Genomic DNA, 25,017 nt, shown 5'->3' on the forward strand with positions numbered 1-25,017 from the left:
TCGATTCACCTGCCTGCTTCAACAATTGACCAGATTAAACGGACAACCCACCAGAATCTGGTTTCCGGGTCAACTCTGACCAACCACCTTTAGCCCGAAATCAATCAGTCACTAACTCGATTTCGGCTATGAAAACGCTGTTTACCTACCTGCTGCTCAGTTTCATGCTGACAGCCTACGCTCAGAACGTACCAACGAATTCGCCAACGCAAACCATTCGGGGTACGTTGGTTGATGCCGTCTCACGCACGCCGCTGCCTGGAGTAAGCGTCGTGATCAGCAAGAGTAACCCATTGATCGGAACAACCACCAACGGCGATGGCCGATTCAGGCTCACGAACGTACCTGTGGGGCGCGTTGGTCTGACTATATCGCTGGTGGGCTATCAGGAGTTGGTTTTGAGTGATGTACTCGTGAACGCGGGTAAAGAAACCGTACTGGAACTGCCCCTGACCGAAAGCCTACAGCAACTGGCCGAGCTGGCCGTAACCTACAAACGTGCCGAAGACCGCACCGTGGCCAACAACGAGCTGGCGGTCGTGTCGGCCCGACCGTTCAACGCGGCCGAAACCAACCGCTATGCCGGTAGTCTGGGCGATCCGTCGCGAATGGCGGCCAATTTTGCGGGTGTGAGCGGTGCCAACGATGCCCGTAACGACATTGTGGTTCGGGGAAATTCACCCGCCTCGCTGCTGTGGCGTATGGAAGGCGTGAACATCCCGAACCCCAACCATTTCGGTGCGCTGGGTACGTCGGGCGGACCGGTATCGATGCTGAACGCTAACCTGCTGGCCAAATCCGATTTTCTGACGGGCGCTTTCCCGGCCGAATACGCCAACGCACTTGGCTCCGTATTCGATTTGAAACTACGGAAAGGCAATGACGAAAAGCGCGAGTTTCTGGGTCAGATGGCGTTCAACGGGCTGGAACTGGGGGCCGAAGGGCCATTCCGCAAAAAGTCGGAAAGTGCGGGTAGCCGGTCATCGTATCTGATCAACTATCGCTACTCGCTGTTCGGGCTGCTTAAGAATGTGGGTTACCAGATCGCCGGTACACCCGAATATCAGGACGGGCTGTTCAAGACGGATCTGGCAATCGGTAGCAAAGGGAATCTGTCGATCTGGGCCCTGGGTGGGCAGAGCCGCATTACGTTCCTGGGAAAAGACATCAAAGCTGATAAGCCAGATGCCTATGGCGACGAGAACACCAACACGCGGGTCAATTACTCGGTAGGAGCGGGGGCCATCGCTTACGAACATCGCTTCACCAACCGTACGCTGGGAAAGCTGACATTCTCGGGCTCGCGGAGCACACAGCATTTCGAAGGTGACACCGTGATCTACCAATCGACAGGCGTAATTGCGAAGGAGATTCCTTCGGCGAAAAATGATTTTACGCAGGAAAAGCTGTCGCTCAACGCCGGGCTCACACATAAGCTGAGCGCAAAAGATAAGCTGTCGGGTGGCCTGATCATTGATTTGCTTCGCTATGATCTGCAAGGGCAGGCGCTTTATCCGTCGGTGATCACCCGCCGAAATACGGATGGCGAAACGGCGTTGGTTCAGGCATTTGGGCAATGGCAGCACCGATTCAGTGAGCAATTGACGCTGAGCAGCGGCCTGTCTGTATTGCACCTGGCCCTGAACGGATCAACGGCTGTAGAGCCCCGCGCTGGTCTGTCGTACCGGATGTCGCCAACAAGTTCGCTGAACCTCGCCTACGGCCTGCACAGCATGATGCAGCCCATACTGACCTACTTCTACCAGACCCGTCAGGCCAATGGCAGCTATGCACTGACTAACAAAGACCTCGGATTTACGCGCAGCCATCACCTAGTAGCGAGCTACGACCGGATGCTTACGCCCACCCTGCGCCTGAAGATGGAGGCCTATTACCAGTGGCTGTTCAACGCCCCGGTTGAACGTACACCCAGCTACTATTCGGCCCTAACTGAGGGCGTGAGTTTCGCGCCGACCAATAAAGCCAACCTCGTGAATAACGGAACCGGCCGTAACTACGGCGTCGAACTGACCGTCGAGCAGTTTTTCAACCGCAACTATTACTTCCTGGTAACGGCCTCGGTTTTTAATTCGCTCTATACCGGTAGCGACGACATTGAACGCAACACGCCGTTCAATAACAGGTACGTAGTGAACCTGTTGACGGGAAAAGAGTGGCAGATTGGGGCAAAAAACAACGTGCTGCTTGTGAACTGGAAGATGACCACCGCCGACGGACGATTCACAACACCCATCAACATGGCTATGTCGGCCGAAACTCGTTCTGAAGTTGGTGATTACAGCCGGGCGTTCTCGCAGCAGCAGTCGGCCTACTTCCGGCTCGATACCAAACTCGGATTCCGCATGAACCGCGCCCGGTCAACACACGAGTTCGCCATCGATCTGCAGAACCTAACCAACCACCAGAACGTGTTCCAGCAAGCCTATAACCCACGCACGAACCAGATCGGAACGGCCTATCAGCAGGGCTTTTTGCCCGTGCCGTATTACCGCTTAACCTTCTGATCGGCAACGACCTGCATCAGCATGGCCACCCGGTTGCGAAGGGCATCGGGTGAAGCGGTTTCACCGGTGAAGAGTTGCGAACCAAGACCCACTGCCGTTACGCCCGCACCAAACCAGGTGTTGAGGCTCTCGGCAGTGGGTTCAACGCCACCCGTTACCATCAGGTTCAGCCACGGCATCGGTCCCTTCACGGCTTTGATGAAACCCGGCCCCAGTACATTGCCCGGAAAAACCTTTACTACTTCGGCACCCAGTCGTGTGGCGTTATAGATTTCGGTGAGCGTAGCACCGGCGGGTACCCAGGGGAGCCCCCGTTCGCGGCAGGCTTCGCCTACTTCGGCCGTCATAACGGGCTGTACCACGAAGTCAGCACCGGCATCGAGGAAGCGATCGGTATCGGCGGCGGTCAGGATGGTGCCAATGCCCAGCGACAGGCCAGGGCAGTGTTCGGCAACGTACCCAGCCAGTTCGGTGAAGACAGGCAGGGCTGCGGCACCCCGGTTGGTGAATTCAAACACGCGCATACCACCGTCGTAACAAGCCTTGACGATTGAAATGGCATGGTCTGCGTCGGCATGGTAAAAGACGGGTACGAGTGGATGGTCGGCTAAATTCTGGAGGAAGGGAGACATGATTGGTTGATCGGTTAATTGGTTGGTTGGTAATTGGTTGGGTGGTTGATCGGTTGGGTGGTAATTGGTTGGGTGGTTGATCGGTTGGGTGGTTGATCGGTTGGGTGGTTGATTGATAGCTGTCCTTTAGCGGAGCAGTCAACCAATTAACTAGTCAACCAATCAACCAATCAACCAATCAACCGCCCAACCAATCAACCAGCAATACGTAGTACGTCGGCGACGGTTTGCTTGGTATCGTCGCCCACTTCGCTCAGCTTGCCAAAGGCGGCGGCTGTCGCGAAATTCAGGATGGTCTGGGGGGCGTGGTTCTTGTAGAGTCCGTAGAGCAAGCCCGCCATGAAACAGTCGCCGCTACCGATCTGATCAATGACAACATCGGCCTCATAGGTGGGCGATACGTACGACTGACCGTTTGTGTAAAGGGTTGTATAATAGTGGATGCCGGTTGGCTGTTTACTGAACCGGAACGTATTAGCTACCACTTTGCAGCGCGGAAAACGAGCCTGAATGGCCTCAGACGTGGTCTGGGCGTGGGCTACATACTCAGCCTGCGTGCTCTGCTCGGTGATATGGTCGCCCACCGGAATGCCCAGCAGCGTGTTGGCCGCCCAGATATTACCCATCACCACCTCGCAGTACTGCACCAGGTCGGGCATGATGTCAACGGGCTTCGCGCCATACTGCCATAGGCGAGCGCGGTAGTTTAAATCGATTGAGATAGAAATCCCCTTTGCCGAGGCTGTTGCTAACAATTCCCGGCAAACGGCTGCTGCCTGCGCGCTGAGGGCCGGGCTAATGGCGCTGATGTGCAATCGGCTTACGCTTTCAAGAACGGGTTCCCAGTCAATCTCGCCGGGTTTTAGCTCGGCAAACGCAGATCCAGCCCGGTCGTAGATAACACCGGCATTTTTTAAGTCGCTTCCCTGGGGCAGGTAATATGAACCGATCCGATTCCCCAGCGTCTGACCAGGCTTGTTGCGAATCAGGCCTGATGGGTCAACGCCGCGTTTGGTGATGTAGTCGATGATATCGCTGGCCAGCGCGTTCTCGGGGATACCGGTCGAGTAGCGGACAGGTACGTTCCAGTTGGCCAGTGCCATCGCCACGTTCAATTCGGCCCCACCTACATACACGGGCATGACCGATTGCTGAATCCAGCCGCCATTCGCCACCGGCGAAAACCGTAATAACACTTCACCAAAACAACAGATTGTAGACATAAGATAGGAGTGGGCAATAGACGCCGGAAACTGACCAGCGTGTAATCAGGAAAGCCTTAGTGGCTGCTAATTTAACCACAGAGATCGGTCGCAGCTACATACAGTTCCCTACTGAACGTACCCAGCGCGTTTAAATCGAGAGAACCTACCTGCATGCCAAACCGGGATTGGAAAAACGGGCTGGATAGAACAACTTGCAGCTATTGTAACTAGAAGCTGATGCGCTGTTTTATTCGACTTTCACTCGCTGCCTGTCTATCAACTGGTTGGCTATCTTCTTGGGCACAGAAAGAGGTGCTGTACTCGCAATACCTCGTCAACCCGATGGCCATTAACCCGGCGTTTGCGGGCGTTCGCGAAGATTTTACTATGACGCTGGCGTTTCGGGGGCGGCTGTTCAGTTTTCTGAGCCAGAATTCGCAACAGATTGCCACCCCCATTACCCAAACCTTCGCCGCCGATGGCCAACTGGGCACGGGTCACTTCGGATTGGGGTTTCAGGTGCTCAATGACCGGAACAGTACCCTTGGTAACGTGGGGCTCTCATCGAACCTCTCGTATCGTGTTGATCTGCCCAATCTGGCCCGGTTGTTTTTAGGTGTTCAGGGCGGCGTGAATATTCTGCCTATCGTAGGCACCGGCACGAATCTGGGCGGGAGCAGCGCCCTGTTGAGCTATGGCGTTGGCCTGTTTTATGATGCCGATAAATTTTTTGCCGGTATATCGGCACCCGAACTAAACAGTAAGGCATTCGGGCTCGGTGGTTTTCTCTATCGCCAGCCGATCTACCTGCAGGGAGGTGGTAAAATAGACCTGACCGATGAGGTCAAATTCATACCATCCGTTGTACTGTCACGGTCAGGTGCCGAACCTCTGGCCGTCGATCTGAATGCGCGGGTGTGGTATCATAATCGGGCGGCACTGGGCGTGTCGGTGCGGCAGAACAACACCTTCACCAACGGTACCTTCAATTATGTGCAGGGAACGCTGGAGTACCAATTGTCGGGGAATGTGCGGCTGGGTTATCTGTACAACTCGATTGCCCCTGAAGCGCCGCTTACGGCCTTCCAGCGTACCATGCACGAACTGGTTTTTCGGTATACCCCTAACCCCAATACACTCAAATTTTCGTACTTTTAGCCCTGTATGCCCAATCAACGCAGTATTCAGGACCTCTTCATCACCCACGATTTAGATCGCGAGTTTCCGCTCGCGGCGCATTTCGTGCAAACCTACGGGGAGTATCCCAACTACCTGTTCACCCACGAAGATTACAAAACGGAACTGCACGACTGGCTGCTGGCGAGGGGGTTTACCGTTATTAATCAGTCGATGCGGTTGACGAAAGACGGTCTTCGTACGAACGAGCGCATCTACACGCACCCCAGCGGCGTGATGATCAACGGCGAGTTCATGTGGGATTCGTATTGCCGGTTCTCGGGTTTTTACCGGGACCCTGGTGCACTGAAGGCCTGCCTGGAAGGCGTAGAGAGCCTGATTTGCGAGCAGGAGCCCGAGCAAACAAACATCTATCTGATTCAGAGTGGGCTGGGCGGTTTGCATACCGAGCGTGTTGAAATTGAACCTCCGCAGATTGATCTGGAACTGTATTATAACGACGGTTTCCCGGAAGTACACGAACGGCTCGTATCGCTATTGAACCGGCCTAAATACAAAGGCTTGATTTTGCTGCATGGCGAACCCGGCACCGGCAAAACGACTTACATCAAGTACCTGAGTTCGCAGGTGCGAAAGAATATGCTGATTCTGCCGCCCTATATGACCAACTTCCTGACGTCGCCGGATCTGATTCCGTTCCTGCTGGAGCAGCGTGATTCGGTGTTGCTGATTGAAGATGCTGAGCGGATCTTACAGGCGCGGGAAGCAGGAGGGGATACAAACAGCGTTTCCAATATTCTGAACCTCACAGACGGCCTGCTGGCCGACTGCCTGCACATTCAGATCATTGCTACCTTCAACGCGAACAAAAGCTTGTTAGATAAAGCGTTATTACGGAAAGGCCGACTGATGGTTGACTATGCGTTTGGGAAATTAGCCGCGCCTAAGGCCAACGCACTTCTATCTAGCCTGGGCAGCGATTTTCACACCAGCGACCCAATGACACTGGCTGATATTTTCAATATTGAAGGGCAGACCATCTCGGGCGAACGCACCGAGAGTAGTTCAAAAGTAGGGTTTTAACCCTGCGCCAAACGGCCTAGTGAGCCGTTGATGGAATAAGAGGCGGCACGGTCACCGTTAGTACCCAACCTGTGCCGGTAGCGACTTGCTGCGCCTGAAGTGTAGAGGCTACCTCCCATGAGGGCAGGTACGTGGTTGCGTTCGAGTTCCATTGCATGCGCAACTGACTGCAACTATTAGGCCAGTGACGACGCCCGTTAATAAAGAACTACTTAAGTAGGTTAAACGGTAAAAAGCTACGCCTTGTCTGCCGATTGTTTAACCCGATCGCTGAATTTGTCGCTGCGCCAGATTGTTGGTATGATTTTTGCAAACCAGCACATCTGGCCCAAGAGGCAGCGAAATTGGGGGGCGTTGCTGGAAGGTATGGCTTAATTGACTACTAACCAGCCGGTCGCAGCGGGCTGATTTGCCCGATTCCGGCGCTGCATGTCAAATCTAAAAAGGCTACGCTTTTAAAATCCGTTACCTTTGCGCCCTCGACATGGCCCACGAGGGTTATGTCTATTTCAAGATGGAAATTCGCAAATCAGACCGGCTTACGCACCTCAAGTATGACATTCGGGGGCCGGTTTACGAAAAGTCGCTGGAACTGGAAAGTCAGGGCTATAAAATCATCAGTCTCAACATCGGTAATCCAGCCGCTTTTGGCTTCGATACTCCCGACGAGATCGTACATGATGTTATTTTGAACATCCGTAATGCGCAGGGGTATGCGGACTCGCGCGGCTTGTTTGCGGCTCGCAAGGCAGTGATGCATTACACCCAGAACCTGGGCCTGCCCGGTGTTACCATCAATGATATCTATATTGGTAATGGGGTAAGTGAGCTGATTCTGTTGTCGATGCAGGCATTGATCAATGAAGGGGATGAAGTGCTGGTTCCCTCTCCCGATTACCCTCTCTGGACAACGTCTGTAGCCCTATGCGGTGGTAAGCCGGTACATTATACCTGCGACGAAGCGGCAGGCTGGAATCCCGATCTGGTTGATCTGGAGCGCAAAATCACCAGTCGGACGCGGGCGGTGGTGCTGATCAACCCTAATAATCCCACCGGGGCAGTGTACGACAAATCTGTACTGGAAGGCATCGCCCGTATTGCCGAAAAGCACCAACTGATTGTCTTTGCCGACGAGATTTACGACAAAATCCTGTATGATGGTGCCATTCACCATCCGATGGCCCGGTTCGTCCACGACACGCTGTGTATCACGATGAATGGCCTCTCGAAAAATTACCGGGCAGCCGGTTTCCGGGGCGGATGGCTGGTCATGACGGGCGCAAAACACAAAGCCAAATCGTACATTGAAGGATTGACCCTGCTGGCGAGTTTGCGGCTGTGCGCCAACGTACCTACACAATATGCGATACAAACGGCGCTGGGCGGGTACCAGAGCATTCAGGACCTGGTTATCCCCGCCGGTCGGCTATACCGCCAGATTATGCTGGCCTATGAGCGAATGGTGGCTATTCCGGGTATCACCTGTGTGAAACCGAAAGGAGCGCTGTATATATTTCCCAAAATTGATCTAAGTCAGTTTGAAATCGCTGACGACAATGCATTCGTTTATGATCTGCTGGTTGAACAGAAAGTGCTGGTTGTAGCAGGGCAGGGGTTCAACTTCAGCACCCCCGATCATTTCCGGATCGTTTGCCTGCCAAACATCGACGAGATGACCGTGGCCCTGAATCGGATTGAAGCCTTCCTGGAAAGTCGCCGTAAGCAGCCTGTTCAACTGGCCATATCGTTACCAAACAAAGCATCCGAGGCGGTAGAAGTTTAATAAGCGACCTCTGCCGCAACGGATTTGGCTGCCAGACCAGCCGATTTCAGAATTTGCCCGGCCAATGACCGAATGATCGTTTCACGACGAAACTGGTTGATAAACTCCGTACGGACAGTGTTCTGATAGGGCGTGGTCAGCAGGTACGTTGTCAGTGAAGCAGCGTCGCCCGGTGTAAAAACGAAGCTGTTCGGAACATGCTGATTCATAAACTGCGCGGCATAACCTGCTACACCCGCCAGAACGGGTTTATCGGTAGCGGCGTATTCGAATAGTTTCGACGGGAGGCAGCGCTCAAACGCTGCCAGGTTGTTGAGGTGCATGAACAGGTAGTCGGCCTGCTCATATTCGGTGAGTAACGTGGCCCGGTCAACCGGTGGACGAATGTCGACATTCGGTAGGCCCGACTCCTGCACCGTCCTTACCAGTCGCTCTTTCGTGCCGCCATCGCCGATCACCACAAACCGGTAAGCAGATCCCAGCAGGCGGGCTGCTGCCGGTATTATTTTTTCCAGCCCCTGCCCTTCACCAATATTGCCCGCATATAGGATAGTGCGCACAGCAGGTAGTTTGCTGGCCGGTGGCGTTGTGGGGAAATTGAGGAAGTAATCATCAATTCCGTTTGTGAAATGGCTGTAGGTAGCCTTCGTATACTCGGCGAAGTAATCATCAAATCCCTCCGATACCATATTGATGTGCCGGGCATAGCCAAATGTATACCGCTCAACCGCCTTTAGGGTTGGCGAGAGCGCCAGTTTGGCAACAGGATTGTTGAGCAGTTCCAGAATGTTTTCCCGGAACAGGTCACGGATGTCGAGTATAAGCGGTACGTGTCGTTGCCGGGCCAGTTGGGCACCCAGAAACGCCGAAAACAGGCGTGATGAAGAGGCCACCACCACATCGTAGGTGCCAGAGCGGGTCAGCGCATAGGCCTGACGGTAAAAATGAAGGTAGGAGCGAATCTGTTCGGCAAAGCCACTGGCATGGGCCGGCACTGAAATTCGGTTGATACGCAGATTGCCATGCTGCTCTACCTCCTTCGCCTCGGCCCGAAATGACTGATACCGGTTGGGCTGGGTGGTAACAACATGAACGGTTCCTGCACTGCCTACTTGCCGCGCCAGTTCATAAGCGAGCGGTGTATTTCTGAAAGAGCCAGCGCTAAGGTCGGGAGAGAAGTAATAGGTTAGTAAAAGTACGTTCACAAGTTGACGGTAAAAATGGTCTTCAGGATAGGAGTGGATATGTTGAGGGTTGCTCGTGAAGCGGTAGAACTACGGTTGAAACCAAATGCCTGCTCGTAGGTAGACAAATTGACCACAGGCTCGTTGTCAGCCACAAACGTAATGTCGTAATCTGTTGATCTAATGACACGTTGCCCAGCAGTCAAATATAGGCAATGGTCGAAATATAGGTAGTATTTTTTCGCTAAATTATCATTAATAAAATGGTCACATATACTTAGTGTTATCTCATTAATAAAGGTCCATCGGCGAGTATGCTGTTCATTAAGGTGGGCATAGCCGTTATGAGTAGCTTCCACACACTGTGGAGTATCTATTGGTATGCGTGTACGCGCCCGCCGGCCAACCCGAAAGCCACTCCACACTTCCGACGAATTCTGATTGGCTACCGTAACCGTATTATGAGCGGCGGTGCTCCGTTCCCAGGTACGTCGGTCGCCAATCTGATACGTTGACGTACCTGGATCAACAACAACCGGTTTTCCGTCGATGTGAAGCACAAATGAAAAGGTGTCGGCATGAGCATGACCCGGCTGGTGGTCTGGCCCTACCGGACCAACATCAATGAACAGTTCCATGCGGGGGGTGGTCAGCATCCGGTAGCCGCTATCAGTTAATTGAACAGCGGTGGGTTCAAAGCCCAGTAGCCTGGCTTTGGCCAGGATGTCGGCCGTGGCAGGAGCAACGCCATAAGCCGAATCATTGACCATCGGCACTGATCCATCGCGGAAGGTTACCGATACCAGCCAGTTGAGCATCGCGGCTGTTTTCTGTTGAACGTACCTGCACAGTGCTTTGTCGGGCATCCAGGTGTTTGCCTCCAGTACGGCGTAGAGATCGAGCAGGCGATCGGTCAGGAGCTGGTGATATACGGGGCTTCGTTCGTAATGCCCCCCGTCGGTCAGTACCTGTTCGTTGAGCTGGTTTCGAAGCAGGCTTGATCCCTTCATAAACCAGGCCTTATGCTGAAAATGTATGGCCAGAGTCGTGAGAGCGCAGGCATTTTCGAGCAGGTGATTTCCGCCCAGATGATATTCCAGCCGCGACTCGAGCAGGGCTGTCTGTGCATACAGGTGCCGTTCAATAAGGGCATCCTGAATGCCTTCCTGCCGTAAAAAAGCCCGCCAGTTCAGTAGTCGGAGTGATGTAGGGTAGGGCTCCAGCCCATCGTTCAGTGAATCGGTCTGACGAATAAAATCATAAATGAGCGCGGTCGCCTGTGTGGATAGGTTCAGCCAGTCGAAGTAATTCAGGTTATACGTCCATAGTTTACCGTTGGCCGCATGGTTCCAGTCAATCCGATCGGTAAACGTAACTGTCTGGTTGAGGAACGTGAACGTGATGGGAAACGAAATGCTGGGTACGTTGGTGGGTGTTGTGGAAGAAACCCAGCGAAGACGTGGGCGGCCCCGCAGCCGATTCCATACCTGATACACCACTTGTCTGAGTGTCAGATGCCGAAGGGTACGCCAGTATAGGCCGACTGCTTTCATCCTACTGTCACCCAGCCACCGTTCTGAAGACTGCGTAGTGCCGCCAGCGTAGCGGCCGTTGTATTGACCAGTTCGGCAAAGGGAATAAGCGGTACGCCACCCGTGCGGAGGCTATGGACAAGCCGTCTGAATTGCTCGGTATGCCCCTTATCCTGCCCACCCGACTGGCTCGAGAAACCATTGAATCCGTATCCCTTGAGCGATTTGAAATTGTCGAGGATCAGCGTTCGTTCCTGCGAATAGACTTCAAGGCGTTCTTTCGCATAGGCTTTGCTGCCATTGGCGAAGTAATTGATAACGCCCGTTGCGCCATTATCGTACCGTAACAGAATAGATGCCGAGTCGGTCGTTTCTGAAGGGTTTTTTCCCATAGCATTCATGCATACAGCCGTTACATGGCTACCGGTCAGGTACGTAATCAGGTCGATATAATGACAGGCTTCGCCCAGGATCCGTCCGCCACCCATAGTCCGGTCGTGCACCCAGGAATTGGCAGGAATAACGCCGGCATTCATGGTGGCGATAATGTTCATGGGCACGGTTCCGCTGGCAGATCCGCCGAGCAGTGCCTTTGCTTTCTGGACCGTGGGCGAAAAACGGCGGTTGAAGCCAACAAGCACCATTCGCTCGCCCGCCTGGCTGGTCGCCTGCTGCGCGGCTATTACGTCAGTCAGCTCATCCTCATAAATAGCCAGCGGTTTTTCCACGAACACGTGTTTACCAGCCTGTAGCGCCTCTATCACCAGTTTTGCATGGCTGTTATGGCGGGTTGATATGACGCAGAGGTCAATGGTCGGGTCATCCAGTACATCCTGATAGCGCGTGGTGCTGTTGACAATACCATGCTTCTTGGCCAGCAGCGTACCGCTCAGACCGTTGGCGCTGACGATAGTCTGGAGTGTAGCCCCGGCTTTCTTAAGCGCAGGCACCAGCGTAGATCCCGCGAAATTGCCTGCCCCGATGATCCCCACCACGCCTGCCGACTGTGATAATCTGGTGCCGGCGCTGATCTGGTGAACGCGTACCGACGTACCCAACTGCTCGCCGGGCCGGGTGGTTGCTTCAGGATAACTCAGTAACGAGGCGATGCTGCCTGAACCGGATGCTGAACCATTCATCTGCCCGTAAATCTGCTGATAGTTGGCCAGGGGCACCACCTCGGTGATCAGGGGTTCTACCCGTAACTGGCCGGTACTAAGCAGATGCAGAATTGTCTGGAAATTGCGGTTTTCGGTCCAGCGCACAAACGGCAGCGGGTAATCGTGGCCCGCCTGCTCGTAGTCGGCATCGTAGCGGCCGGGGCCATACGAGCAGGAGACCTGGAAGGTCAGTTCTTTCTCAAAAAAATCGGCGCGGCTCAGGTTCAGACCAACGACGCCTACCAGCACAATGCGCCCCCGTTTTCGGCTCATTCTGGCCGCCTGCGTCATCACTTCGTCGGATTTTGTCGAGGCCGTGATCAGCACCCCGTCTGCCCCAACGCCGGTCAGGTCAACAACCGCTTTCACCACATCGATCGTAGATGGGTTCAGCGTTTCAATACCGAGACTGCGGGCCAGGGTCAGCTTATGGTCGTCGAGGTCAAGGCCAACTACACGGCAACCATTCAGGTGGAGCAACTGGGCGGTCAGCAGGCCAATCAGCCCTAGCCCAACAACGACGATCGTTTCGCCCAGTGTTGGATTAATAAGCCGGATTCCCTGCAGACCAATGGCGCCAATCACCGTAAACGCCGCCTGCTCGTCGCTGACCGAATCGGGAATTTTAGCCACCAGATTACGGGGCACACACACCATTTCAGCGTGCTGACCATTCGACGCTACCCGATCGCCGATGGCAATATCGGTAACACCAGTGCCAACGGCTACCACCTCGCCCACATGGCAATAACCCAGCGGTAAGGGTTGGTCGAGTTTTCTGAAAACGGCCTCCAGCGTTGGCAGCAGCCCATCTGACTGAATTTTCTCGATGACCTGCTTTACTTTATCGGGCTGTTGGCGGGCTTTACTGAGCAGGTTTGCCTTCCCGAAATCGACCAGCATCCGCTCCGTACCCAGCGACACCAGCGTGCGTCGGGTACGTATCAGCACATGCCCGGCACGTACCTGAGGCGCCGGCACCGTCTCCAGCACCGTCTCCCCGGATTTTAAATTCTGTATAAGTTGGTACATTTAAGTGTGGTGGGGTATACACTGCTATCAGATGTCGAAAATAGCCCTCGTTGTAAGTTATTGTGGGCAAGGGTATCTCCAAATGACACTACTCTATGTATTCAGTTCATCAACGACAACTTGTCGACTTTTTACGCTAGAGTACGAAAACCTGTCTTTCAATCGCAGAAATTTCAATTCAAAAGTATAATAACTTATGCTTGACATTACATACGTGGCTGTAAGTCCTAATATGAAATACAGAGCTATGTTGTCAATATTCAGATGTATCCTAACCAATTCAAAGCATAATATATGATACACATACAATCCATAACTAATCTTACCCGTAAATGTAGCTATTCTATGCCTGAATAGCTTTTTGAGTAAATTGTTTTCGTTCAAAGTAATTAAAATGCCTAGAAAACTAAAATAAAAAAAGCTTAACGGAATGTACTTGAAAATCTTTATAAAGGTCTGACCCGAAATACTTGGCATGAACCATAAGCACACACCTGGCACTATTGTAAATGCTAAGATTGTAATAAAATTTTTTTGACTCTTTAACTTTCCCTGCAATTCCCAAATGGCAAGCAGTGCACCCACAGCTAATTCATCCATCATTGTTAGTGTGAAATAGCCAGTAGCATAGCCATAGTTTAGTAGTAATATTCTAGTTAATACAGCATTAATTATGATTATATAAATTATAGATTTTATTTTGCTCATACTGCATGTGTAAATAATTATAGGCCAGAAGATATAGAAATGTTCTTCAATAGCTAGGGACCAAAATTGACCAGGTCCCGCATTTGGCCATCTGAATGTTGCAGCAATATTTTGTAAATATACCCAAAACCATATCTGTTGATTAAATGGAGGAGTGGACGTACTCAATAAAGGTGGTGCAATAAAATATGTCACAACGAGAAATAAATAATACAAAGGGAATATTCTCAAAGCTCTTCGGGTATAGAAAATAAGAAAATATGAATCATTATTTCTAGTAGCTAGTAAAATGCGGGTAATTAAAAAACCAGATAGAACAAAAAAGAGAGAGGGGCCTGTTCCGCCAAAAATGGAAATTTTCTTAATAAGTATAAGTAGACCATTGTTGGATTCCAGACTAACCGTAAAATGATAAACAATAACCATTAAAGCTGCCAGTGCTCTTATTCCATCTAACTCATACAAATGTTTTAATTTCATGTGAATTTAAATTTAACTATTGGGTCTCACGTTAGGGTAGACAACAGTGTTGACAAAATAGCTCCAACGTGCTAGTAGGCTTGCGATAATTCAGGTGAGATTTTCATACGGATGAGCCATTGGATATTGCTGTGAGCTGCTTTAGCTTTAGGTTATGCTATTCTTTTCCCCTTTACCAAAGGGAGAGACGACAGGCTTAAAGTCAAATGCGAACGACTTAGTGCATAGCATATGCTTATGGAATTAATACGATTGTCGACTATTTTAATCGCTACAGCTCGTCGGAATAGGTTTGTCAACTTTTCCTCGATCGGCTAATACGGATTGGCTCGTATAGTCGCTTTGATCCGACCGTCACCTGTTTTGAGCCTAATTCATATCGATGATAACAGTTGACTCAAGACCGCTTTTATTAAAGTCTATAATTTAGGTTAGCTGAGACCGTCTGGCGTGATCCAGCCGGAGTGTGAGGTAAAGATAAATACGTAGCAAGACTCTTGAGCCATTTAAGTACTTTTACAAGGCATAATTGACTCGCCTTGATGGTCCTGTTGATCTTTTCCTGTAATCGCGCCTTGCAACTACAAACGCTGCTTACTAGTCTACAAAGGTACCTGACGATTGAGTACCCCTACTCCGTTCATGTGTTGTATGCGGCCACCAACGATTCCTTCGAAGCAGGGTATAGGCAGGTGCTGGCACGCTTTCCGACTGTACAGTTTCGTCGTGAGCGGCAACAACATAGCCTGGTCTGGCCAAGACCATTTGCATACTGGAAAAACGCTATTCGCTATGTTAGACAAGCTGGATTGCGGCAAACTACTGACTTCAAAGAAGTAGTTGAACTCGTTTTAAGCAAGAGTACAGCGGAAGGGGTTATGTTCCTGACCGACGACAGCATCTTCACGCATCCGGTCTGGTTGGATGCGGTTCGACTCGACACTGTACTTAGTGATCCCGCTTCGACGTATTCATTCAGCCTGCGGCATGGATTAACATTAGAACCCTGCCCTACCGATATTCAACAAAACCCCGCTGGAGGATACGCTTGGCAGGTACGTTCCCGACAAACAGACATGAAGCATTGGGATTGGCGGTTCTCGGTTGATGGACATGTATACCCGATTCGGGCGTTGCTGCCCATTCTCCGCCGCCTACATTATGCTAATCCAAATTCGTTGGAGGGTTTTGTTAATGACTATATTCGAGAGGAATGCCCCGACTTGTTTCATACGCTACTATTTGATGAGCGACCCAGTTTGGTGGGGTTTATCCTAAACAAAGTGCAGACCTTCAATGGCAATCGTAGTTTCAACGTATCGCCAACGTACCTGAACGATAAACTGCTAGCTGGTTATAAGCTGACGTATCGTTACGAAACACCCGTCACTGACTTTCAACCGCTTCTGACGGGTATTACTCTCACGGATACGCTTACTGATGAAACTCAGTTTATTTCCATAAACGACTAATTAGCAGAGTCTAATGCAAATCATTCGTTCATTATATAGTATTATTACTTTCTTCGGCATCGACCCATTACGTTTTTGGGGAAATGTACAGGGCATTGGCTGGTTTTGGCGCGATTATCGTCTATTCAAACAGAAAGCGGGTTCGAACCCAGCCTTCCCAATTGATTCATTCTATGTATTGCTGGGCGACAAAAAAGATAATAGTGGCAGTGCAAAAGGGCATTATTTTCACCAGGATCTGCTGATCGCGCAACGGGTGTTCGCCAACGCCCCTACCAAACATGTAGATGTGGGGTCGCGGGTAGATGGGTTCATAGCACACCTGGCGTCGTTTCGACCAATCGAGGTGTTTGATATTCGGCCATTGACAGACCAAATCACTAATATTCAATTCCGACAAGCTGACCTGATGCACTTGGATGATCAGCTTGTAAACTATACAGATTCGCTGTCGTGCCTGCACACCATCGAACACTTTGGCCTAGGCCGTTACGGAGATCACATTGACCCTGATGGTTACCTGAGAGGTATAGAAAATCTGAGTAAGCTTTTGAAGCCGGGTGGAACGTTCTACTTCTCAACGCCTATTGGGCCACAGCGTATAGAATTCAATGCTCACCGTGTATTCTGCGTAGCGTATTTGCTTGAGCTTTTTCAAGCAGATTACGAACTCGTTCATTTCTCATACGTTGACGACAGGGGCAATTTACACAAACACATTACCCTTACAGAGGAAAATATAAGTACCAATCTGGGCTGTCGGTACGGTTGTGGGATTTTTGAATTGCGGAAAACTATTCAAGTGGATATACATTCTAAAGTTTGAGTCGGATATAAATATCTCCAAAGTCAGTTTGGCTAAACTCGCTGGTTTGGATGTACGTTTTCATCTGATTGGGCGTAAGCCACTCTGGTAAGGCAAATTCCATCGTTTCACTGACGCAAAAGTTACACTCAATGGTAGATTTGTTAGCAGATACCCGATCAATACAAGCTATCAATTTTTCTGTTTGCTCTGGTACCGCGTACTCAAAACTTATCATTTGAACCGGTTCTGATAAACCGTTCAGTACATTTAATTCATAGCCTTCTACATCAATTTTTATAAACGCAGGCACACCATATCGGGCAATTAGCTTATCGAGCGTCGTCATAGTAAGTTTTACCGGTTTTCGCCAGTTATATCCCTCGAAACGATGCTGTTTCATTGTATTGATCCATTCAGAAGAAAATGTAGATAACGTGTGAGTATCAGCAATGTAAAAATCTTTAGTGCCTTCCGATTCGCCTAAGCCGACGACTTCCAATTCGATTTGATCGTTGAATTTATGTCGTAAAAAGCGGGCGCATGCTTCTTGAGGCTCTACCGCAACAACGTTCGCGGATAGGCTCAAGAATGGCTCGATTCGGTTTCCTAAATTCGCGCCAACGTCGAAACATAAATCTCCTGCTTTAATGAAATTACCATAGAATTTTATCATTTTCTCGCGTTGTATTTTTTCGCGCACAAGCTCTAGCCGCTGATTAGCGGTTGGGAAAAGCTTTTTCTGTATATATTTTAAGCGCAACTGCTGATAGTCAGTCAATAAATTAATTATCTTTTTCATATTTTTTGTATCAGTATGTGATTTGTTTAATACGTAGTTCTGCTTTCCAATATGATCACTCCACTGCAAGTCCTTTATGCTTAAGCAGGAGTTTTGTTGAGTAAAAGGCTTGCGGCAATTCGAAGGGCCGATTTGCCGTCCCAAAGTGGTGGTATTTTACCCTTCTTCGATACTCCCGCCCTAATCTGGGCGAGATGCGTTTCTACAGAGGCCAAACTTAGGTCGGCCAGTAGCGTGTTAGTGCCTAGTAGAACAGTACAGGGCCTTTCGGTAGTGTCACGGAAGGTAAGACAGGGTACTTGCAGGTACGTTGTTTCTTCCTGGATTCCGCCAGAGTCAGTCACCACTACCTGCGCGTGTTCCATGAGGTTAAGAAATTCAAGATATCCCTGAGGTTCCAGCAGCAGCACGTTAGGCAACGTTGTCAGTCGATCTATCATACCGAACCGTTCCAGGTTTGTGCGGGTCCGTGGGTGCAGTGGAAAGACAACTTGTCCGTATTGCGTTGCCCCCTCAACGATCTGTACAATAGATTGGAGACCGTCGGCAGTGTCTACATTTGAGGGACGGTGCATGGTCAGCAGTACATACTGACCTGCTGTTAAGCCTAATGAACCAACGGTATTGAGCGCATTGGCTTTTGCCCGGTAATAGACCAGCGAGTCGATCATGATGTTACCAACAAACCGCACTTTTTCATCGGTTATTCCCTCGTGCTGCAAGTTATCGAGGCCGGCTTGTTCTGTGACGAAAAGTGCGTCAGCCAGGTGGTCGGTTACTATTCGATTGATTTCTTCGGGCATTTGCCGATCACCAGAGCGCAGGCCTGCCTCAACGTGGGCAACCCGCACGCCCATTCGGACAGCTACCAACGCGCAGGCAAGCGTACTTGTTACGTCACCCACCACCACAACCCAATCTGGCTGCTCTGTTTGCATAACCACCTCAAATTTGGTCATTATTTCGGCGGTCTGTTGCGTGTGTGTGCCGCTGGCTACGCCCAGGTAATAATCGGGTTTGGGTAGTTCGAGCTGGTTGAAAAAAATATCGCTCATGCGGGCGTCGTAGTGCTGACCAGAATGCACTATTTTCGACTCAAGACCTTTCAATTCTAAAAAAGCCCGGTGTAGAGGAGCCACCTTCATGAAATTTGGCCGTGCACCAACAATAGTTAATATCTTCATTTTTTCTGGAAAACCGCCACAAACAAGGTGTCGGCATATGTGGCGGGTAAACAGGTACGTAGCAGCCTGGCAATGCTATTTGTGCCACCAAATGTCTGCGAGGTAATTAGATGATAGTGCTTGGCAGTTAGCTGATCGGCTACGGATCGAGCAGTGCCATAATGTAAGACATGCTGTAGATAAGGTGGCCGACCGGTAAGGTGAAATCCAATTCGCTCCAGTATTCTATATACTGAGTAGCGATTAGGAAGTGATACAATCAGGTAACCGCCAGAGCGTAGGCTGGTAGTAAACGAGGCCAGTGTTGTAACCAGATCAGGTACGTATTCCAGTACGCTCGATGATAGTATGGCATCAAATTGTTCGTTCGCCAGTTGATCAGCCAGCGGTAAGAGCGACACTCGGAAAGTAGCGCCCGGATTTGCCTGCTGGCGGCAGAGGCGAATCATTTCGGCTGACCCATCGATGCCCAACACTGTACAGCCTCGGCTAGAAAGGTAATGGCTGAAAATACCTGTACCGCAACCCGCATCGAGTACGTTTGAACCGGGCTGAATGTAAGTATCCAGCAGCGAGCGCCACACGGCAAATCGTTCCTGAAAATCAGATGATCGCTGATAGCGGTCACCAAAGGCTTTGGCAATGTCGGAATGGAAATCAACGGCGTTCATTAGCGGAAAGGCGGGAGTGCTCGTCGATGTAAACGGCGGCGATCATAAACTGATATAGGAAGGCGTGACTGAAATGGTAAATGAAACCGGCTCTTCCATCCAGCAACCCGAGCAGTAGTATGTACCGGTAGAAAAAATAAAAGAAAGGCCGGAGTAGTACCGGAATACGGCCCCAAATCTGCTCTTTAATCCATCGTTTACGGTCTCGCTGACTGGTGGCATCGGCCCAGCGAAGTGTCTTTTCCTGATCGGATTTTAACAGGTCGGTAACCTGATAACGGGTGTACCGGGCATGTTTTTCGTACCAGAACTGAACGGGTTTTCGATCCTGGTGAATAAAAGGTTCGTTGATATAGCCGGTAGTGCCGGTAACTGTTATCTGTTCATCCATTTCCCGATCAATTTGCTCCACAGCTTCCCGTCGAAATAGGCGTAGAATATAGGTAGGGTAATACCCGCCGTAGCGTATCCAGCGGTTAAGAAAAATAAATTTAAACGGAATAAAATAGCCGTTATGGCCAGCTGGCTGGCTTATAGCCTGCGTAATGCGTTCTTTCAACGGGTCAGTTAATTGTTCATCAGCATCCAGAAATAACACCCATTCTGTTGTTACCGGCAGATCGTGAATGGCATAATTCCGTTGAGCCGCATAATGATCAAACTTTCTATGAAACACAGTGGCTCCGCCTGCTTCTGCTAGTTGAACGGTGTTGTCAGTAGAGCCTGAATCTAAGATGAAGACATTGGTAGCCCAGCCTGAGACACTTTGTAAACAGGGCACGATATTAACCTCTTCATTGAGTGTTAAAATCAGGACTGTTAAAGGCTGCATGAGTGAGAAATCGAATTTTAGCCTGATATTTAATTGAATCCGTTTGTAATTAAGCGGTGCTTGTTGTCGAATACGAACGTATTTGTACGAAAAAATAAAGACGTACATGTCCGCATGATGGCTCCTGATGCATAGCCATAATAATCAACTCGCTGCATGCCACTAGTGTCAAAACCCTGACGGAATTCATAGCCTTCAGAGTTGTCGCAGATAATGACACCGTCTTCAGAAAGTAGACTCACACAGAGAGGAATCAACTCATAGCGCCATAGTCCATCAATGATGATAACATCAAATGTTTTACGACCTTTTTCTACTAGAATCGATTGCACATCTTTTAAGCATATTGCTGCATTTTGGTCATGTACATAATGAAGCTCTACGTTAGCGGGCATTTGTTTCTTAATGTAATCGAACCATTCCTTATTACCCTCAAATGATACAACGTCTGCAGCATGATTCCCCCACCAGATTGATGATTGTCCGCCTCCAAATTCTAAAATGTGCTTATCCCTGAAATCACGTCTCACTAATATATCGATGCATGGAAATGTGTACCAAGGCAATGCATTCCCAGACTTGTCGAGCGCTTTCATATGAAAACTAGATCTGAAATGCCCGCTATGATAACTGAACATGACTGGGGTTAAGAAGGCGGTGATCGTATTCCGAACCAAATTTGAAACAGTTTCGGGGAGTATCCTTTTTACCTGCCTGAATGTACGATGTAGTAGGGTTTGCATAGGGTAGGAATTGATGATGCTAATTATTGAACTTTAGCTAATCTGGTTGCGCTCCAGCCAGTCTTCAAGCACGACTAGTAGCCATATTTGATTCCAGGAAACAGTTGGTTCAGCCTGTAAAAAGCGTTGATAATAGGTCAACAAAGCCCTTGGTTCAAACAGATCCCGTTGACTAAGCCGCTGGATTCGTTCCGAACAAAACTCCTTTAGCTCTCTGCGCATCCACTTATCCCAGGGAAAGCTAAAGCCCATTTTAGGCCGCTGTAGCAACGTACCTGGCAACAATGGTTGCAGCGAATCGATGAGTAGCTGCTTCGGAGTCGTTGTCGTTTTGTACTGATCAGGGACTTGGATCATGAAGTCAATGAGTTCATGATCGAGGAAGGGAACCCGCAGTTCCAATGCATGAGCCATACTCATCTGATCGGAATCACGGAGCAATAATGGTTCAGTATATGTGAGTAACTCACTGACCGTTAACTGACTCATGGGTGAAAGCCGGCTAAGTTCAGTTGCTTTTGCCTGAAACCGGGCAGCATACGGTGTAACCAGTTTGTTCAAGCCCAGTAGCTGACCTGCTGCCAACGCTGATGTTGATTGTCTGAGCAGTGGAAATAGGTCTGTGGGTGTAAGCGATGGTAAGGCTATCAGATCAGCCAGCTTCTGTTTATTTGTTCCGGGCGATAGCCAGCGGAGTATCGTTTGCCTTATTGGTTTGGGAAGTTTCCATAACAGCTGTAATTGCCGCAAACGGGCATATCGGCCGAAGGTTGAATAACCCGCAAACACCTCATCGCCGCCCAATCCGCTCAGAGCCACCGTTATACCGGCCTCTTTGGTGAGCTTAGAGACCATGTAGGTATTGGGGCCGTCGCCACTGGGCTGGTCCATGCTGGCCATAATGGCAGGTAATTCGGCTAACAGGCGATCAGGAATCAGTGGTAACTCAGTGTGCCTGGTATTAAATCGGTTGGCCATGGCGCGGGCATGCACCGATTCATCGAAGGCCGAGTCCTGAAACGTGACCGTAAATGTATTTACGGGCTGATCGCTTTGTTCAGCCATCAGTGCTACAACTGCGCTGGAATCTATGCCGCCCGACAGAAACGCTCCTAGGGGTACATCACTGACTATCCGGCGGGCTACAGAAGCTTGTAGCAAGTTGCGAACCCGATGTTGTACGGCCGTTCGGTCTTGTAGTAACGAAGGGTCAGCGGCTGGCGGACTCGCTACGTCCCAGTAGCACGTCTCCATCCATTGATGATGGTCTGTCAACAGCGCAAAATGGCCGGCAGGGAGTTGGTTTATGCCCTTCACAAGTGTATCGGGAGCTGCTACGGTCTGATACATCAGGTACTGGGGCAAAGCTGACCGATTCAACCGACGCGGTACCAGGTCAGTCTGTAGCAGGGCGCCTACCTCCGAGGCGAATAGAAAAACCTCTTCATTCTGGTAATAGTAAAAAGGCTTTTTGCCCAGGCGGTCGCGGGCGGCAAACAACTGCCCGGCTTGCTGATCCCAGATGGCAAAAGCAAACATGCCATTGAAATGTTCCAGGCAGGCTGTTCCCCAACGCTCGTAGGCAGCCAGAATAACTTCGGTATCGGAATTGGTCTGGAACGAATAGCCTGTTAACTCCTGACGGATAGCCTGATAATTATAAAGCTCACCATTAAATGTGATGACGTAGCTGCCCGTGCGATCTGCCAACGGCTGATTGGCGTTGTCTGAAAGGTCAATAATGGATAATCGGCGATGTCCCAGCGCTACTTGTCCGTCTGCCCAGATGCCCTCAGCGTCGGGGCCACGGTGGCTCATACATTGAGTCATCAGGCGAACCAGCGCCGGATCGGCATTAGACTGGGACCGGTTAATCAGCCCGGCTATTCCGCACATACAGATGGAGTCAGGTTGGAGGAATAAAGGGTATAATACGCCGCTAACCAACGATAGCTATTAGCCTTACTATCAAACTGGTGTTGGGCCAGTTCTGCTGCCCGTTGCCGATATAAATTATACGAATCAGCGGATAAAGATAGGCAAGTAGTAATACTCACGGTTAAATCCTCAGGATTATTACTTATCCAAAAACCGGCATGCTCAGATACCAGGCAAGCCCATGGCGTACCCGTAGAGGCTATAACGGGTGTTCCTTGTGCTAGCGCTTCTACGACAACGTTTCCAAAATTCTCGCTGTGTGAGGGAAGCACTAAAGCATAAGCGTCTGCCAGCAGTTGCTGTTTCGCCCTCCCCGAAACAGGTGGCTCGAAGGTTACCCGATCAGTCAGGTCAAGTAAACTAGCCTGTTGTCGTAATAGATCACCGTACCCATCGGCGTCAGATCCTACCAGCTTTAGTTGCCAATTGCCTTCCCGAAAAGCCGATGAACGGGCAAGGGCTTCCAAAAGTCGGTCTAAGGCTTTAATAGGATGTAACCGGCCCAGGAAGAGCAGGTAGGGTACGCGTTGCTGATCGGAGCGGGGAAACTGCGGCGGCAATTCGATGTAGTTAGGTAGTTCAATTACCCGCACCGAAGAGCCAAACTGATGCTTCACCTGCTTAGTCTCATCTGGCGAGGTTGTATGAAAGGTAATTGCCTTTGCCTTCCATCGAAACCAGTTAAGTACTGTTTTCTTGAGAGCAGAGCCGTTTTCTAATGCATTAGGAGCCAACTCGCCACGTGGCGACCACACAACGATCTGTCCGCGTAGTATGGCAAGAAAACCCACTACCAGCGACAATGGGTAGAACAAACTGGTAAGGTGAACTATATCACTGGTAATAAGTCGTTTAAACGACCACCAACTATGCCGCCAGGGTACGTTATGATTCCGGGTCGTAACGTACCTGACTTGTCCTGCTTCTGTGTCAATCCACTGGTCGCGGATAGTCTCGGCGGGTTGATCTGTATCTGTTGAAATTACTGTTACCTGAACACCCTGACGTACCATTGCCCTAGCCAGCCAGTAGACCGAATTACTCGGCCCTCCCGACTGGGCTGGATAAAACGTACCTATAGGATAGAAGATGTGCATGGCTTACCGTAAAATCTCCTGATAAATAGTGTCATATTGGGCAGCAACAGTATCGATACTATACTGAGCTGCATTCCGGTAACCTGCTTCAATGAGTTGGCTACGATATGCTTCGTCGGATAGTAGACGTTGCAGTCCCGCTCGGATTGCCTCGACCGAGTAGGGATCAACCATACAGGCAGCTCCGTTAGCCACCCCGTTCATCGGTGGAATGTCGGAGGTAATGACAGGCCGACCAACCGCATTTGCCTCAATAATGGGTAATCCAAAACCCTCGTAAACTGATATGAAAGTAACCAAGTCGCACCGCTCATACTGCGCAAGCATTTGAGCATCGCTCAGCCCTTCGTGCAGTTCATATCGTATGCCCGCCTGGCTTATGTATTGGTGCAGTTCATCACCTATTCGGCCAACTATAACCAGTGTGCAGCGGAGCCCCTGAAGTGCATCAATCAGGCGGTGTAGATTTTTATTGTGGCTTGTACCTACCTGTAACAGCCGGGGGTTATTCCGATTAAGCTGGCTTGGCTTTGGCCTGAAATTTGGGTTTGCGTAATTAGGAACAACCCGCACTTTACTGGCCAGTTTAACACCCATAAACCGCTTCAATTCCTGCTTCGACTTTTCTGAAACTGTGGTAATGTAAATGGCTCGGCGCATTGGCATGTAGTAGAATAAGAGCCATAGCAATCGAAAGCGAATTTGATTTCCTGCGGCTAGTTGCCGTTCAAGCGATACACAATCGTGGATAGTCAGTACAGTTTGTTTGGGAGGCAGTAACAACATCAAATAATGTACGTCGCCGGTAATGTGGTAAATATCGGCGCGCAGCCGACGGGCGAAGCGTAGGTTTTGCCATAATCCCCATAGCCGGAGGGTCATGTGCGGGGCATAAACGGAAGCAGCCTCGTACCGTTGCAAGTATGCAATCCGCTCTGCCAGACGGCTAAATAGCCCTTCGATGCTGAACCCGCTGTTTGGTTTACGGAAAATATAGAGCAATTTCATGACA

The 25,017-nt window shown here is 50.2% G+C and carries 21 protein-coding genes; 6 read left to right on the top strand and 15 right to left on the bottom strand.

Annotated elements, in window-relative coordinates; genetic code table 11:
- The first annotated feature begins 128 nt into the window (after positions 1-128).
- Entirely contained in the window at positions 129-2,525 is a 2,397-nt protein-coding gene (locus J2I46_RS27195) for a TonB-dependent receptor (RefSeq protein WP_207332255.1), read from the top strand.
- On the opposite strand, the gene J2I46_RS27200 is transcribed toward J2I46_RS27195, so the two are convergent.
- Together J2I46_RS27200 and J2I46_RS27205 are read right to left on the bottom strand one after the other, a co-directional pair.
- Positions 2,507-3,157 carry a beta/alpha barrel domain-containing protein gene (locus tag J2I46_RS27200; protein ID WP_207332256.1) on the bottom strand — a complete coding sequence of 217 codons (651 nt, stop codon included), beginning with the start codon at positions 3,155-3,157 and terminating at the stop codon, positions 2,507-2,509. The two genes, J2I46_RS27195 and J2I46_RS27200, sit on opposite strands and share 19 nt — an antisense overlap.
- Before the next feature lie 194 nt (positions 3,158-3,351).
- Positions 3,352-4,380 (bottom strand): sugar kinase, encoded by a 1,029-nt coding sequence (locus J2I46_RS27205; RefSeq protein WP_207332257.1) that lies wholly within the window; start codon positions 4,378-4,380, stop codon positions 3,352-3,354.
- Positions 4,381-4,599: 219 nt separating this feature from the next.
- Here J2I46_RS27205 and J2I46_RS27210 point away from each other — a divergent pair, with 219 nt between their 5' ends.
- On the top strand, positions 4,600-5,520 hold the full coding sequence (locus tag J2I46_RS27210) for a PorP/SprF family type IX secretion system membrane protein (protein WP_207332258.1): 921 nt from the start codon (positions 4,600-4,602) through the stop codon (positions 5,518-5,520).
- 6 nt (positions 5,521-5,526) lie between these two features.
- A complete protein-coding gene (locus J2I46_RS27215) occupies positions 5,527-6,582 on the top strand; it encodes an AAA family ATPase (protein ID WP_207332259.1) in 1,056 nt (351 codons plus the stop codon).
- Positions 6,583-6,598: 16 nt separating this feature from the next.
- On the opposite strand, the gene J2I46_RS27220 is transcribed toward J2I46_RS27215, so the two are convergent.
- Positions 6,599-6,739 (bottom strand): hypothetical protein, encoded by a 141-nt coding sequence (locus J2I46_RS27220; protein ID WP_207332260.1) that lies wholly within the window; start codon positions 6,737-6,739, stop codon positions 6,599-6,601.
- Between the two features lie 357 nt (positions 6,740-7,096).
- Here J2I46_RS27220 and J2I46_RS27225 point away from each other — a divergent pair, with 357 nt between their 5' ends.
- Positions 7,097-8,365, top strand: coding sequence for a pyridoxal phosphate-dependent aminotransferase (locus J2I46_RS27225; protein WP_207332454.1), 1,269 nt, complete (start codon positions 7,097-7,099; stop codon positions 8,363-8,365).
- Here the strand turns inward: J2I46_RS27225 and J2I46_RS27230 are convergent.
- The 4 genes from J2I46_RS27230 to J2I46_RS27245 all read right to left on the bottom strand — a co-directional run bounded on the left by J2I46_RS27230 (position 8,362) and on the right by J2I46_RS27245 (position 14,461).
- Positions 8,362-9,570: a glycosyltransferase family 4 protein gene (locus J2I46_RS27230; RefSeq protein WP_207332261.1), complete on the bottom strand. Its 1,209-nt coding sequence runs from the start codon at positions 9,568-9,570 to the stop codon at positions 8,362-8,364. The genes J2I46_RS27225 and J2I46_RS27230 overlap by 4 nt on opposite strands.
- Positions 9,567-11,102, bottom strand: a complete 1,536-nt coding sequence (locus J2I46_RS27235) for a heparinase II/III family protein (RefSeq protein WP_207332262.1) — start codon at positions 11,100-11,102, stop codon at positions 9,567-9,569. The genes J2I46_RS27230 and J2I46_RS27235 overlap by 4 nt, the downstream gene beginning before the upstream one ends.
- Positions 11,099-13,273, bottom strand: a complete 2,175-nt coding sequence (locus tag J2I46_RS27240; RefSeq protein WP_207332263.1) for a bi-domain-containing oxidoreductase — start codon at positions 13,271-13,273, stop codon at positions 11,099-11,101. Before J2I46_RS27240 ends, J2I46_RS27235 begins: the two co-directional genes overlap by 4 nt.
- 93 nt (positions 13,274-13,366) lie before the next feature.
- Positions 13,367-14,461 (bottom strand): acyltransferase family protein, encoded by a 1,095-nt coding sequence (locus J2I46_RS27245; protein WP_207332264.1) that lies wholly within the window; start codon positions 14,459-14,461, stop codon positions 13,367-13,369.
- Positions 14,462-15,036: 575 nt separating this feature from the next.
- On the opposite strand from J2I46_RS27245, the gene J2I46_RS27250 reads away from it, so the two are divergent.
- Both J2I46_RS27250 and J2I46_RS27255 read left to right on the top strand, forming a co-directional pair.
- Positions 15,037-15,933, top strand: coding sequence for a hypothetical protein (locus tag J2I46_RS27250; protein WP_207332265.1), 897 nt, complete (start codon positions 15,037-15,039; stop codon positions 15,931-15,933).
- Between the two features lie 13 nt (positions 15,934-15,946).
- Positions 15,947-16,759, top strand: coding sequence for a DUF268 domain-containing protein (locus tag J2I46_RS27255; protein WP_207332266.1), 813 nt, complete (start codon positions 15,947-15,949; stop codon positions 16,757-16,759).
- On the opposite strand, the gene J2I46_RS27260 is transcribed toward J2I46_RS27255, so the two are convergent.
- The 8 genes from J2I46_RS27260 to J2I46_RS27295 all read right to left on the bottom strand — a co-directional run bounded on the left by J2I46_RS27260 (position 16,749) and on the right by J2I46_RS27295 (position 25,013).
- Positions 16,749-17,540 carry an FkbM family methyltransferase gene (locus J2I46_RS27260; protein ID WP_207332267.1) on the bottom strand — a complete coding sequence of 264 codons (792 nt, stop codon included), beginning with the start codon at positions 17,538-17,540 and terminating at the stop codon, positions 16,749-16,751. The genes J2I46_RS27255 and J2I46_RS27260 overlap by 11 nt on opposite strands.
- An 80-nt stretch (positions 17,541-17,620) precedes the next feature.
- The gene (gene wecB / locus J2I46_RS27265) at positions 17,621-18,724 is read right to left on the bottom strand and encodes a non-hydrolyzing UDP-N-acetylglucosamine 2-epimerase (protein ID WP_207332268.1); all 1,104 of its coding nucleotides are present in this window, start codon (positions 18,722-18,724) and stop codon (positions 17,621-17,623) included.
- On the bottom strand, positions 18,721-19,395 hold the full coding sequence (locus tag J2I46_RS27270; RefSeq protein WP_207332269.1) for a class I SAM-dependent methyltransferase: 675 nt from the start codon (positions 19,393-19,395) through the stop codon (positions 18,721-18,723). The genes wecB and J2I46_RS27270 overlap by 4 nt, the downstream gene beginning before the upstream one ends.
- On the bottom strand, positions 19,382-20,227 hold the full coding sequence (locus J2I46_RS27275) for a glycosyltransferase family 2 protein (protein ID WP_207332270.1): 846 nt from the start codon (positions 20,225-20,227) through the stop codon (positions 19,382-19,384). The genes J2I46_RS27270 and J2I46_RS27275 overlap by 14 nt, the downstream gene beginning before the upstream one ends.
- A 29-nt stretch (positions 20,228-20,256) precedes the next feature.
- Entirely contained in the window at positions 20,257-20,823 is a 567-nt protein-coding gene (locus J2I46_RS27280; protein WP_207332271.1) for an O-methyltransferase, read from the bottom strand.
- 180 nt (positions 20,824-21,003) lie between these two features.
- Positions 21,004-22,866 carry an asparagine synthase (glutamine-hydrolyzing) gene (gene asnB, locus J2I46_RS27285; RefSeq protein WP_207332272.1) on the bottom strand — a complete coding sequence of 621 codons (1,863 nt, stop codon included), beginning with the start codon at positions 22,864-22,866 and terminating at the stop codon, positions 21,004-21,006.
- Complete coding sequence (locus J2I46_RS27290) at positions 22,854-24,005, bottom strand: glycosyltransferase (RefSeq protein WP_207332273.1); 1,152 nt, start codon at positions 24,003-24,005, stop codon at positions 22,854-22,856. Before J2I46_RS27290 ends, asnB begins: the two co-directional genes overlap by 13 nt.
- A gap of 3 nt (positions 24,006-24,008) precedes the next feature.
- On the bottom strand, positions 24,009-25,013 hold the full coding sequence (locus J2I46_RS27295) for a glycosyltransferase family 4 protein (RefSeq protein ID WP_207332274.1): 1,005 nt from the start codon (positions 25,011-25,013) through the stop codon (positions 24,009-24,011).
- Between the last annotated feature and the right edge of the window lie 4 nt (positions 25,014-25,017).

The organism is Fibrella forsythiae (assembly GCF_017353175.1).
Lineage (GTDB): Bacteria > Bacteroidota > Bacteroidia > Cytophagales > Spirosomataceae > Fibrella > Fibrella forsythiae.

Coding starts and splice junctions, on each gene's coding strand:
- J2I46_RS27195 (WP_207332255.1), top strand. CDS start 129: ATGAAAACGCTGTTTACCTACCTGCTGCTCAGTTTCATGCTGACAGCC.
- J2I46_RS27200 (WP_207332256.1), bottom strand. CDS start 3,157: ATGTCTCCCTTCCTCCAGAATTTAGCCGACCATCCACTCGTACCCGTC.
- J2I46_RS27205 (WP_207332257.1), bottom strand. CDS start 4,380: ATGTCTACAATCTGTTGTTTTGGTGAAGTGTTATTACGGTTTTCGCCG.
- J2I46_RS27210 (WP_207332258.1), top strand. CDS start 4,600: ATGCGCTGTTTTATTCGACTTTCACTCGCTGCCTGTCTATCAACTGGT.
- J2I46_RS27215 (WP_207332259.1), top strand. CDS start 5,527: ATGCCCAATCAACGCAGTATTCAGGACCTCTTCATCACCCACGATTTA.
- J2I46_RS27220 (WP_207332260.1), bottom strand. CDS start 6,739: ATGCAATGGAACTCGAACGCAACCACGTACCTGCCCTCATGGGAGGTA.
- J2I46_RS27225 (WP_207332454.1), top strand. CDS start 7,097: ATGGAAATTCGCAAATCAGACCGGCTTACGCACCTCAAGTATGACATT.
- J2I46_RS27235 (WP_207332262.1), bottom strand. CDS start 11,102: ATGAAAGCAGTCGGCCTATACTGGCGTACCCTTCGGCATCTGACACTC.
- J2I46_RS27240 (WP_207332263.1), bottom strand. CDS start 13,273: ATGTACCAACTTATACAGAATTTAAAATCCGGGGAGACGGTGCTGGAG.
- J2I46_RS27245 (WP_207332264.1), bottom strand. CDS start 14,461: ATGAAATTAAAACATTTGTATGAGTTAGATGGAATAAGAGCACTGGCA.
- J2I46_RS27255 (WP_207332266.1), top strand. CDS start 15,947: ATGCAAATCATTCGTTCATTATATAGTATTATTACTTTCTTCGGCATC.
- J2I46_RS27260 (WP_207332267.1), bottom strand. CDS start 17,540: ATGAAAAAGATAATTAATTTATTGACTGACTATCAGCAGTTGCGCTTA.
- wecB (WP_207332268.1), bottom strand. CDS start 18,724: ATGAAGATATTAACTATTGTTGGTGCACGGCCAAATTTCATGAAGGTG.
- J2I46_RS27270 (WP_207332269.1), bottom strand. CDS start 19,395: ATGAACGCCGTTGATTTCCATTCCGACATTGCCAAAGCCTTTGGTGAC.
- J2I46_RS27275 (WP_207332270.1), bottom strand. CDS start 20,227: ATGCAGCCTTTAACAGTCCTGATTTTAACACTCAATGAAGAGGTTAAT.
- J2I46_RS27280 (WP_207332271.1), bottom strand. CDS start 20,823: ATGAAAGCGCTCGACAAGTCTGGGAATGCATTGCCTTGGTACACATTT.
- asnB (WP_207332272.1), bottom strand. CDS start 22,866: ATGTGCGGAATAGCCGGGCTGATTAACCGGTCCCAGTCTAATGCCGAT.
- J2I46_RS27290 (WP_207332273.1), bottom strand. CDS start 24,005: ATGCACATCTTCTATCCTATAGGTACGTTTTATCCAGCCCAGTCGGGA.
- J2I46_RS27295 (WP_207332274.1), bottom strand. CDS start 25,013: ATGAAATTGCTCTATATTTTCCGTAAACCAAACAGCGGGTTCAGCATC.